The organism is Chitinophaga sp. CC14 (assembly GCF_048957795.1).
GTDB lineage: Bacteria > Bacteroidota > Bacteroidia > Chitinophagales > Chitinophagaceae > Chitinophaga > Chitinophaga ginsengisegetis.
On record NZ_JARBFY010000006.1, the window covers coordinates 388,668 to 400,405 of the forward strand.

The 11,738-nt window shown below is 47.6% G+C and carries 7 protein-coding genes; 3 read left to right on the forward strand and 4 right to left on the reverse strand.

The window, feature by feature from the left end:
- Nucleotides 1–29: 29 nt before the first annotated feature.
- Both PV783_RS32065 and PV783_RS32070 read right to left on the reverse strand, forming a co-directional pair.
- The gene (locus PV783_RS32065) at nucleotides 30–1,997 is read right to left on the reverse strand and encodes a WG repeat-containing protein (protein ID WP_420990863.1); all 1,968 of its coding nucleotides are present in this window, start codon (nucleotides 1,995–1,997) and stop codon (nucleotides 30–32) included.
- Nucleotides 1,987–4,302: a WG repeat-containing protein gene (locus tag PV783_RS32070; RefSeq protein ID WP_420990864.1), complete on the reverse strand. Its 2,316-nt coding sequence runs from the start codon at nucleotides 4,300–4,302 to the stop codon at nucleotides 1,987–1,989. The genes PV783_RS32065 and PV783_RS32070 overlap by 11 nt, the downstream gene beginning before the upstream one ends.
- A gap of 280 nt (nucleotides 4,303–4,582) precedes the next feature.
- Between PV783_RS32070 and pafA the strand changes: the two genes are divergently transcribed.
- On the forward strand, nucleotides 4,583–6,223 hold the full coding sequence (gene pafA, locus PV783_RS32075) for an alkaline phosphatase PafA (RefSeq protein ID WP_235016007.1): 1,641 nt from the start codon (nucleotides 4,583–4,585) through the stop codon (nucleotides 6,221–6,223).
- 51 nt (nucleotides 6,224–6,274) lie between these two features.
- On the opposite strand, the gene PV783_RS32080 is transcribed toward pafA, so the two are convergent.
- On the reverse strand, nucleotides 6,275–8,809 hold the full coding sequence (locus tag PV783_RS32080; protein WP_420990865.1) for a phosphocholine-specific phospholipase C: 2,535 nt from the start codon (nucleotides 8,807–8,809) through the stop codon (nucleotides 6,275–6,277).
- 109 nt (nucleotides 8,810–8,918) lie between these two features.
- Nucleotides 8,919–9,638, reverse strand: coding sequence for a DUF2071 domain-containing protein (locus tag PV783_RS32085; RefSeq protein ID WP_420990866.1), 720 nt, complete (start codon nucleotides 9,636–9,638; stop codon nucleotides 8,919–8,921).
- Between the two features lie 127 nt (nucleotides 9,639–9,765).
- Here PV783_RS32085 and PV783_RS32090 point away from each other — a divergent pair, with 127 nt between their 5' ends.
- Together PV783_RS32090 and PV783_RS32095 are read left to right on the forward strand one after the other, a co-directional pair.
- Nucleotides 9,766–10,386: a TetR/AcrR family transcriptional regulator gene (locus tag PV783_RS32090; RefSeq protein WP_420990867.1), complete on the forward strand. Its 621-nt coding sequence runs from the start codon at nucleotides 9,766–9,768 to the stop codon at nucleotides 10,384–10,386.
- A 65-nt stretch (nucleotides 10,387–10,451) separates the two neighbouring features.
- Nucleotides 10,452–11,729: a TolC family protein gene (locus PV783_RS32095; RefSeq protein WP_420990868.1), complete on the forward strand. Its 1,278-nt coding sequence runs from the start codon at nucleotides 10,452–10,454 to the stop codon at nucleotides 11,727–11,729.
- Nucleotides 11,730–11,738 lie beyond the last annotated feature (9 nt).

Here is an 11,738-nt window from a genome sequence, read left to right on the forward strand (position 1 = left end):
GCCATTGAAGCTTTTCCGGGATCAAAAAATTACTGTAGTCCGGGAATGCCGTATATCCCATACGGACTGAAAGCTACGATGCCGGTGACTTTAACAGGTAGAAAACTTCCGGTGGCAGTGAGGTACTGATAGGTATCGCCGGTTCTGCAAAGCAACGGGAATCCGTATTGTACTTCCGTGGCGCCATAGCCGGGTATTTCTTCCAGCATTACATCGTCAAAAACCTGCTTATTTACCGGTTGACCAGCTTTATCCAGTACGGTAAATTTACCGGCTTTTTGCGCCAGGAAGCCCTGCCCGTTCTTTTCCACGAGTAAGCGGTCGTATACAGGAGGTACTATCACTTTACCGGTGCTGCTGGTATAACCGTAAAGCGGATACGCTCCATTGGCCGTTTCTTTTTTCAGCAGCTGGGATTTTTTTTCCGGGATGACTGGCGGCGCTTTGGGCGCAGGCACCTTCAAGCCATTGTGATTAAAGAAGAGATCTTTGTAGCCGCCTTCAGGCGTGTTTTGAGATGCAAATAACAAACTGGTGTCCTCCGCCGATACGCTGATGCTGTGATAGGTGGCGGGGATCAGCATTTTCTTCTTCCTGATATCATACACACCAGCGCCGGTTTCTTTCTTTACCGCTACCAGCCCGGGTACCAGGCCATCCACTTGTTTGTAAACCACGGGCAATACCTGCTCCCCTGCTGCATTATACAAGCCGTACATCTCCTGGTAACTTACTTCCAGTAAATCCATACCGGGAGCAGTAACCGTGGTGCGGTCGATATCAAAGAAGGCGGGTTCCACTACTTTCCTGTTAGCCGGGTTATAAAAACCATACAGCGCTTTTTGTTTCAGTTTGAAGAGAGGAACCGGGAAATATTTATCCAGCGTGGTTATTTCGTTGTAATCTTTTGCCAGTAACTTTTTACCGGTAGTATCCGTGAGATTGTAGTTGCCGTCAACAGGGATAATAAAATACTCCCCGGATGCTACAATATCGCCTTCGTATGCCGGGGCGATAATTACTCTTCCATCTTCCCGCAGGATACCTGTTTTACCATTTTGGGTAATCCGGAGATAGGGTCCGCTTGCTGTTTCGTCGTATACGTCGGTGATATCATCATAAATAAAATCGGCTACTGTAGCGCCGTCTTCGCTGATCAATCCGTACTTCCCGTTCTTTTGCACTTTCAGTAAACCGTTACCTATCACTGTCATGCCGGTATACTCCGGCGCCGCATATTCTTTTTTTGTTTTCAGATTGATGGTTACCTCGCGTCCCTGCTTTTTTAAACACTGTACCCAGTTGTCGCTGCGCATAAAGGCGTGTTCATGTTCATATTCAAAGGGCATGAGGATATTATTATCAAAGTCGATGATGCCCCATTTACCATTTTTTTGTGCAAACAGGTAATCTCCTTTCCGGCCGCATCCCCCGCAGTAGTCGAACGATTCATAGATGGCCGGTATCAGCAGCCGTTTTTCCGGTGTACTGTAGATGCCCCATTTGCCGCCTGTTTTCACATCAAAGTGCTCATCATCCAATATGCCTGCGTCTTCAAACTGCAGCGGCAGCAGCAGCTTGCCGTAAGTATCTGCATAAGTCATTTTACCCTGCTGATGTAATACCAGGTAAGTTTTCCATTTCAATTCGATGGTATCATATTCAGGTGGCAGCAACCATTTTCCGTTGGCGGTAACAATGCCTGTTTTGCCGTTGCTGCTTACCAGGAACATGGTTTCCTGTTCGTTGGTCACAATCAGGGAGTGTCCTCCTTCATCCGCCGGTGTGGTGGTAACCGGGTGATACAGGGCGATGATCTGATCAAATACTTTCTTACCGGTGGGATCAATGTACCAGCTCTTTTCAGCTTCCTCCATGCGGGCGAAACCGCCATGAAACACAGATCCCTGCTGCGCTGATAAGGTGTGGGCTGCCAGTAAAAAACTACCTGCCAGTAAAAAGCATATATGCCTGCCTGTTATACCTTTAATCCTCATATCCTTTTTTCTTCAGTGATTTGTATGGGAATGCTTTCCCCTGTGCATCAATGTAAAAATACCATTTACCTTCCTGTACCAGTAATGGAAAGATATTTTTTCCGTATCCCTGGTTAGTGTCCATGTTATCGTAGATGGCGGGAATGATCATTTTACCGGAGGCATCTGCGATGCCGTACTTACCAGTGCGGGTTACCTGGAATAGCTTTTCATCTTTCCGGTAGCTGATATCATCAAATTCTACCGGTAAAATTATCTTGCCCAGTGCGTCGGTTACACCATATTTATTATTGCGTGATACCTTTAAAAAGGGTGTATCGTAGATATCGTCGATATCCTCATATTCAGTAGGGAGCAATACCTTACCTTCTTTTGTGATCAGTCCCTTCAGCTCTCCTTTTTTTACCACGAGCAGGTTTCCCATTTCCAAGATATCATTGGCTGTAATGGGATAAACAATTTCTTTTTTGCGGTTAATAATACCGTACAGCGTATGTTGCGGGGTGCTGTCTATTCCTGCCAGCGCGAGGCCATTCCAGAAATCTCCTACAAAGCTGTATTCATCAAAAACCACTTCTTTCCCGTTGGGATCTAAAAATACGTTGTTGCGGGCACTGCCCCATACTTTTAACAGCCCGTCATTGAATTTTGCACTGCTTCTCTTTTCGCTTTCCGGCACCAACAGCCGCGACACCTGGTCTTCTTTAAACTCCCAGCGTTGGCTGCTGTACAGCGTATTACCGGCGAGGTCGGTGAGTTGGGTGGTGGTGGTGCCATCGTCGTTGTATTGTGTTTCCACAATCCGGTTAGTATCTACCGCGGTAAAAAATCCGTACCGTTTTCCGCCGCGGATGATCTTTCCTGAGATGTCTGCCAGTGAGGAGGTATCGCCATTGCGCAGGAGCAGTATCCGGCTGTTTTGCCACTGTATCCATTCGTACCGGGTGGGGATGATTTCTTTACCGGTGGTGATATCCACCAATCCTATCCGCTCTCCTTTTGAAACGGGCAGGTAATTTTTTTTGCTTTCCCCGGCATTATCATCCAGATAGGAGAATCCGCTGCCGTAGCCATTTACAAAACCATCATAGGCCACTGGCAGGATCGTTTTTCCGTCCATTCCCAACAGCCCTGTTTTACCATTTTGTTCTACTGCCAGCCAGGGAGTGTTTTGCCAGGAGAACGGCGTTATGCGGCTGTATGCCTGAGCGGTGAGAGGCTTTCCATTAGTATCCATCAAGCTGGTACCGGTGTCATCGCTTACCAGGAAAACCGCTGGTATGGGTGATCTCTCGTCCGTTATTGTTTGCCCCGGCGCCATTATTATGCCGCCGTCGTAGGTTTCCTGTCCTTTTGCATTGATGGCGATAATATCATTGTATCGTGGCGGGATGATCTCTTTGCCTTCGGCATTTACTACGCCGTGTCTATTGCCCATGCTCACTTTCATAACATTGCCTGTCCGGGTGGCTGCGCTGTATTGAAACGGGAGCAGTGTTTTACCGTGCTTATCCACGAAACCAATTTTATTATTTTTGGTAACGGCAAACAGCTCTTCGGTTGGTCCCACAGCACATTTATCATAGATAGCAGGAATAACGATCCTGCCGCTTTTATCCATCACGCCGGCTTTACCATTAGTTGTAAAGCCCATATAAATATTACTGCCACTGAGATAATCAAATGACTCATACTCCGCCGGAACAATGATGGTGCCGTCTTCCGCTGCCAGTCCAACTTTACCCGCCTTTTTTATTTGTATGGTGTTGTCCCTTACATAGCTTTTATCGGCTTCTTCGTATATGGGTTCCTGTAATACCTTACCGGTTTTTATATCTATCCATCCCCAGCGGCCATCTTTCTTCATTTTCAGTACATGGGGCGTGAGCGCGCTTACTTCGCTGTATAGCGGCGGACAGATAACATTACCGAGTGTATCTGCGGCGCCGTATTTCCCATTGAGCCGGGTAATAACAAAGCAATAATTTTTTGAGGAGTCGCGATCATCCTGTTCATCGGCCAGGATAACCTCATCATATTTGAAAGGGGCAATGATCTTACCGGCGTTGCTAACAGCGCCATAGGCATTATGTTTCACGGCTACAATAGTATTATAATAACCGATGTTTTCCGTTTTATCTACCAATACTGCACCGGAAATATGCAGCCATTGTTTTTGCTGGTTAATCAATACCGGGGCAAACTGTCCATCGAACCTTCCGAGGTAGCCCGCAACCACGGGCTCTTGTGCATGCAGGGATATGCTGTTTAAAAGGAGTCCTGCCAGTAAATATCTTTTTTTCATCTGTTTTGCTACATTCATGAAATGGTATTCCGCTTATGAAAAGATATGCAAATATGCGGATCTTTCAGAAAACGGGAATAATTAAAAAGCTGACAAATACTTTTCCTGTGAAGCAATCCCTTTAACCAGGTAAGTTATGCTCCTGTATTGCCGTTACTGGTTTCCAAGTAATTCCTCGTTTCCGTTCAACGAAAAGGTGCCGGGTTTTTATTATTTTTTTATTACGTTTGCCGATTCCCATTTTGGGGCGTGAACCTAAGAAATGAAAAAAATCTGCATTATGAACGGAATGACTAAATCTGTTGCCACTGCATTCCTGGGCGCGTTCACAGCGCTACAGGGGCTCACCGCAGTAGCCCAATCGAATGAAAAGCCTAAGTTGATAGTAGGCATTGTGGTAGACCAGATGCGCTGGGATTATTTATACCGTTACTACGACCGCTACGAAGCGGGTGGCTTCAAACGTATGCTGGGCGATGGTTTTTCCTGTGAAAACACTTTCATCAGCCACCTTCCGTCCTTTACCGCTGTAGGTCACAGCACCATTTATACAGGCAGTGTTCCCGCTATTCATGGCATTACCGGCAACGACTGGCCCGATCAGCTTACCGGCAGAAAATGGTATTGCACAGAAGATACCACCGTACAACCCGTTGGCAGCAGCAGCTCCGCAGGCAAAATGTCGCCGCGCAACCTGCTGGCATCTACTATTACAGATGAATTAAAACTGGCTACCAACTTCCGCTCTAAAGTAGTAGGCGTATCACTGAAAGACCGCGCCTCCATCCTTCCAGCCGGACATACACCCAATGGCGCCTTCTGGCTGGACGACAGCAACGGCAGCTTTATTACCAGCACCTGGTATATGAAAGAACTGCCTGAGTGGGTAAAGCGTTTCAACGACCGCAAAGAGCCGCAGCAGCTGATGTCTAAACCCTGGGAAACTTTATATCCCATCAATACTTATGTACAAAGCAGTGAAGATAACGTAGACTGGGAAGGTACTTTCCCCGGTGAAAAAGCGCCTGTTTTCCCCCATGCGTTGAAAGATGCTTATAAAAAAGATCCGGGTAACCTGAGGTCTACTCCCGGTGGAAACACCCTCACACTGGATTTTGCGAAAGCTGCTATTGAAGGATATGACCTCGGTAATAATACCGTGACCGACTTCCTCACCATCAACTGCGCTTCCACCGATTATGTAGGCCATAAGTATGGTCCTAATTCCATAGAAGTAGAAGATACTTACCTGCGCCTGGATAAAGACCTGTCGGCTTTCTTCACGTACCTGGACCAGCGCGTGGGAAAAGGTAACTACCTCGTGTTCCTCACTGCCGACCACGGCGCCGCTCATGCCATTAAATTCATGGAAGAACATAAGCTGCCAGCCGGCATAACAGAAAGCAGGAAACTGGTGGCGGGGCTGGACAGCACGCTGAATGTACGTTTTGGCGTAAGCAAACTCGTATCTTCATTTATGAATTACCATGTGAGTTTCGACAAAGCAAAAATAGCTGCGTCTAAACTGGATTATGATGCTGTGAAGAAAGAAACCGTGAAGTACTTCGAGGCGCAACCGGGTATCCAGTTTGCCGCCGACCTGGACAATATCGGCGTGAATCCTTTGCCGGAGCCACTGAATACAATGGCGATCAATGGCTACAACCGTAAACGCACCGGTTCCGTAATTGTGATTCCTGAGCCAGGATGGTTTGAAGGTTCACTGAAAGGCACTACCCACGGTAACTGGAATCCTTTTGATATCCATATTCCGCTGGTATTTATGGGATGGCATGTAAAACATGGCGCTTCCAATGAAACCGTGCATATGACAGATATTGCCGCTACCCTGGCTGCCATGCTGCATATACAAATGCCGAGCGGCTGTGTAGGCAAACCGGTGAAAGAAATACTGCAATAATATATTCCGGGAGGATTTTCACTGAATGAACATCCTCCCGGATTTTTAGTTTTATACCCTGCCCATAAAAGGATCTGTTATCCCTTCTGCTCCTGTTTCCACTCTTCCTGCATACCGCTGACTAAACGTATCAAAGCCCGCAGCCTGTACGCTGAAATCGTACCAGCCATGGCTTTTCTGCAGCGGCAATACCAACTCCAAACTGGCGCCGGCGGCAATGCTCCGCTGGATTGCTTTTCCTCCGTATGCATTATCTGTAATACTGAAATCACGCGCATTACTACCGGTGTTGGCTACACGTAAAACCAGGTTACCTGTTGCTTTCTTTTTCAGCTTACCATTTGTTTCATAGCCCAGCTCCAGGTCCAGCTGCGGATGTTTGGCGGAACCTTCAAACGCGCGGTAGAATCCATTGGGGCCATGCAGGTGCAGCTGGTAACGGTTATCTGCAAAGGCTTTCGCCGGCCACTCATACGTGATGGTGTCGCCTGCGGCCACCGCAAACGACCAGGTTCTTCCTGTTTCCGTTTCACCTGTTTGTTCGTCTTTATAAGGAAGATGGGTGTATACGGTAAACGGTGCGCCATGTGCGCGGTCGCCGAACAATTGTTTATCCGCTTTCATTTTCAGTGTCAGCAATTGCTCCCCGGCTTTCCACTGGCCATCCGCCAGCAGTTCATAAGGCAATGCGCAGGAAGGGCGGGTGCCTTTCTCCTGTTGTAAAATCGTAGTGCCGTTGCCGTTAGCAAAGGCTTTTACATCTTCACTGGTGATTTTTTTAAACCCTGCGGGTACTGACTTAAAGCGGGCGTTATTAATATTTTCCACTACGTGGCGCTGGTCCAGGAAAATCTGCCGGGCCGGTGTGGTGGTATTAAACGGGCTGAAGGCAGCAGTGAGATCGCCGCTGATGGTGCGTCTCCACTGACTGATATTATCCAGGTGCACCTGTTTGTTTAACTTCTTACTAAAAAATGTTTCCAGGAATTGTAAGGTAGAAGTATGTTCAAATACCTGTGAGCATACCTTTCCTCCCCTGCTCCAGGGCGATGCAATCATCATAGGCACCCTGAATCCCAGTCCTACCGGGGCTTCCCGGGCCTGCTTTTCACTTACGCCCTGCTTTAGTTCATGTGCCAGCCGCACCTGTTCTATTTCCGTGTCTATTCCTGCGGAGCATTTCCCTGTACCGGGTTTGTTATTATCGCAGATGGAGAAAGGTACCACATGATCGAAGTAACCATCATTTTCATCATAGGTAACAATGAAAATAGTTTTCTTCCAGACCTCCGGTTTTTGCGTGAGGATATCCAGTATTTCGGATACATACCAGGCGCCATACCAGGGAGCGCTGGGGTGATCGGAGAAATTCTGCGGGCCTGCCAACCAGGATACCTGCGGCAATGCGCCTTCGTTTACATCTTTACGGAACTGGTGAAGCACGTCGCCGGCGGGTACCGTGATGGTGCGTTCCTTTGATCCGTCTTTATAGTTTACTGTTGTTACGCTCCGGAATGCAGGATCGTTTTTATTGACTACAAAAGCCCGTTGGTACAGCGATTTCTGCTGGTCCGTTAATTTCTCATAGCTTTCTTTATTCCACTTCAGCAGTTCCTGGGTAGCATTGTCCAGCACTGTTTGCTTTTTGGAGATGTCGGTGCGGATCTTTGCAGCGGCGTCATCCGAAGAAGGGCTGGCTTCCTGGAGTTTATTGATTTCGTCCGGCAGGGTGTCTACCTGTTTCAGTAGTCCGTTTACATAGCGTTCGGAGAACTTCACGTTGTAGGCTGCGAAAAATTCCAGGAGGTTACAGCCAAAATTTGCGAGCCATGCTCTTTCCTCCCCTTTCCATCCACCACCACAGCTGATTTCATTCTGGTAAAACTTCCACGCAATATTATTTTCTTCCAGTAATTCCGGGAATGTTTTCCAGGGCAGTTTACCGTAACTGAAGTCGTCGTTGCGGATATGCGCTTTTGGCAATCCATCTTCCTCATGTACAATTTTACCTGTCCAGAAAAAGGAGCGGTTGGGCGTGGTGCTGGTCATGGCTGAGCAGAAGTTCTGATCACATACCGTGAAAGCGTCTGCCATTGCGTAGTTAAAGGGAAGATCCTCGCGGGTATAATACCCCATTGTTAAAGGCATGGCGGCGTATTCCTTGTTACCGGGTGTTTTTGCAATAAGCCATTTATCGTAGCGGCCTTTGTTGTAGGCATCTACCTGGCTGGGCCTGGAGTGCGGCAATGCGCCCATCCAGGTGGCTTTGGTATCTTTAATATTGAGACGGAAAGGTGCGTAGGTATCGCCTGCTGCGTTGGTTTGAAACCACACCGGCTTTGCGTCCGGCAGCCATACGGCGCGTGGATCGTTGAATCCGCGGACACCCTGTAAAGAGCCAAAGCAGTGATCAAAGGAACGATTCTCCTGCATGAGGATCACAATATGTTCTGCGTCGAGGAAGGTGCTGCCGGGAGCGGGATCTATTGCCAGTGCCCGCTGAATGGATGCGGGCATCATGGTAGATAAGCCAGCTGCACCAGATAACAATAAAGATTTTTTTAGAAATTCTCTGCGTGAGTCCATTTATATTCCGATTGAGTGGGTTTTACATTGTTCATCTAACAAAATAAAAAACATTCCCAAAGAATGCAACGGCGCCTCACATTATGTGTTTGTTATGCGGTATATACGGCTATGGCTGAGGACAACCGGTAAGTGTGTGCCATTCGTGTTCGGTGCGGGTCATGAGGAGGGCGTTGTCAAAAGCGACACTTCCTTTTTTAAACACAGCCGTATTCTCAAAAAAGCTGGAAGCTACCTGTATCAGTTGCAGCGGGCTCACTTTCCATTGATAGGTTTGTAGTTTTAATCCGTCGAGCGACTGCTGGTTATTGGGAGAATAGCCGACCGCACCACCTTCAAAAAATGCGGAAGCATTTTCCAGGGTTTCAAAAACGGAGGTAGCCGGGAATTCGCTGGTGCTGCGCGCATCTATGGAAATGGATGTTTTATCTGAGCTGGTAAAGTCGATATGAAAATGTCCAGCTGCTTCCTTTACATTAAAATCAGCCAGGTGATGTTTGCCTGGAAACAGCCGTCCACCGGCGAGGGCATTGAGCCTGGATGAAGTATCCCTGCGGGGGATATACACGCCTTCTTTGATAACACCATTTTCCTCCCACTCTACCGCAATACGGTGCGCGCCATTTTCTGAGGAGATGCCTGTAAAATCCGGCCAGCCTTTTGGCTTGATGTGTTTTAATCTTATCAGGCAGATGCCGGCAATGGCTTTGCCTTTATAAATCTTGGGACGGAAAGGCGACGGCAGCAGCGACTGAACAGCTTCGGGGTCTACAGTAAAATTTACCAGGATGCGGCGGTCTATATAACCATGTATAACGGGTAGCTTCATATAGGTAAGGATCTAATTAAAGATACATCAAAACAGCCATCAACAGCATTTTAAAAATATTGAACAAATGTTTTGAAAAGTTGTTCAATTATCTATCTTTGTATAAATATTAAACTCCACACCCGATATGGCGGTAAGCGAAAAGAAAGGAAATATAGATGCTTCCACGGAAGAGCGGATCAAAGCCGCAGCCAGAACTGTGTTTACAAAGAAAGGATACCAGGCTACCAAAGTAAGGGATATTGCGGCAGAGGCAGATATTAACCTGTCGCTGGTCAATTATTATTTCCGCAGCAAGGAAAAGCTGTTCCAGTTTGTGATGGCAGAGGTAGTGGAGAAATTAATTACCGCGGTAACACTGATCCTCAATAACGAGCAGCTAACCGTGCAGCAGAAGGTTGAGCAGGTAGCCAATCACTATATCAACTTATTGCTGAAGAACCCGGACTTCCCCTTGTTTATGGTAAATGAGATCTTTGCCGGCACCGATGAGTTGTTGAAGGATAACCGTAAAGATGCCATCTTCCAGTCGCATTTCTTTAAACAGCTGGCCGCCCTGCAGAAAGAAGGAAAGCTGAGTATTCACCCGATCCAGCTAATGATGAACCTGATAGGCTTTGTGGTAATGCCTTTCCTGGCCCGGCCCTTACTGGAAAGGAATAAGGTAGTGAAATCAGGGGAATTCACCGCCCTGATGGAAGAACGGCGAAAGCTGATACCCATCTGGATCAAAGGCATGCTGAAATAGCTGCTTTTTTTTGCCCGGAAATTGAACAACTTTTCAAAACAATAATTCAAACTGAGTGTTGCACTATGAACTTATTTAAAGCTTTGTGCTGTTTCATATTACTGGGGCCTTTGGCGGACAGGGCATGGAGCCAGGCCCCTGCCCTCACTATTGAAGAATGCTATACCCTGGCCAGGCAGAATTATCCGCTGATCAAACAATACGACCTGATCAGCCGCAGCAGCAGGTATTCGGTGGAGAACGCGGGTAAGCTGTATTTGCCGCAACTCACCGTAAGCGGGCAGGCAACATACCAGTCGGAAACCATCAACTTTGGCGAGGTGATCCCTCCAATGCCCGGCGTAACCTTTCCTTCGCTGAGCAAAGACCAATACAAAATACAGGCGGAGATCTCCCAGCAGATCTATGACGGCGGCGTAAGCAAGCTACAAAAGGAAAGCAGCCGCGCCAATGAAGCCATACAGCAACAACAGCTGGAAGTAAACCTCTACGCTATCCGCGACCGCATTACGCAGCTCTACTTCGGCATATTGCTGATGGACGCGCAGCTGGAACAAAACAGGTTAAGGAAAGCAGACCTGCAAAGCGCCACCGATAAAGCGCAGGCGGCCCTTAATAATGGGGTAGCCTATCGCAGCAACGTAGATGAACTCAAAGCAGAGATCATGAACACCGACATGGCCGCCACTGAATTCAGCGCTAACAGGAAAGCCTATATGAAAATGCTGGAAGCTTTCATACACCAACCGCTGAACGATAGCACCAGCCTGGCATGGCCCGCACCCGTGGCGCCACAACAAGGTATACATCGACCGGAAATTACTTATTATGATATCCAGAAAAAAGCCTTCGACGTACAGGAAAAACAATTGCAATCAGGTTACCTTCCTAAACTGAGCGCGTTTTTCCAGGGCGCCTATGGCCGGCCTACACTGAATATCGTTGATAACAAATTTGGTACCTGGTGGATGGGGGGCGTACGGCTTAACTGGTCGTTAGGCAGTCTCTATTCCCTGAAAAACAACCGGCAGCTGCTGGATATCAACCGGCAAAAACTTGATGTGAATAAGGAAACATTCCTGTTCAACACCGGCATGAGCCTGCAGCAACAAAACCAGGATATTGATAAGTTTGCCACCCTGATAGAACAGGACGACAGCGCCATCACGCTCCGCTCATCAGTGAAGAAGTCGGCGCAGGCGCAGCTGGATAACGGCGTTATCACCGTGCATGAATACATCTCCCAGCTGAATGCGGAGAACCTGGCGAAACAATCGCGGATCCTCCACAGCATACAATTATTACAGGCTCAATACAATTATAAAAACACCTCCGGGAACTGATTAATTATT

Excerpts from the sequence above, each read along its gene's own strand:
- PV783_RS32065 (WP_420990863.1), bottom strand. The coding sequence starts at position 1,997 with ATGAGGATTAAAGGTATAACAGGCAGGCATATATGCTTTTTACTGGCA.
- PV783_RS32070 (WP_420990864.1), bottom strand. The coding sequence starts at position 4,302 with ATGAAAAAAAGATATTTACTGGCAGGACTCCTTTTAAACAGCATATCC.
- pafA (WP_235016007.1), top strand. The coding sequence starts at position 4,583 with ATGAACGGAATGACTAAATCTGTTGCCACTGCATTCCTGGGCGCGTTC.
- PV783_RS32080 (WP_420990865.1), bottom strand. The coding sequence starts at position 8,809 with ATGGACTCACGCAGAGAATTTCTAAAAAAATCTTTATTGTTATCTGGT.
- PV783_RS32085 (WP_420990866.1), bottom strand. The coding sequence starts at position 9,638 with ATGAAGCTACCCGTTATACATGGTTATATAGACCGCCGCATCCTGGTA.
- PV783_RS32090 (WP_420990867.1), top strand. The coding sequence starts at position 9,766 with ATGGCGGTAAGCGAAAAGAAAGGAAATATAGATGCTTCCACGGAAGAG.
- PV783_RS32095 (WP_420990868.1), top strand. The coding sequence starts at position 10,452 with ATGAACTTATTTAAAGCTTTGTGCTGTTTCATATTACTGGGGCCTTTG.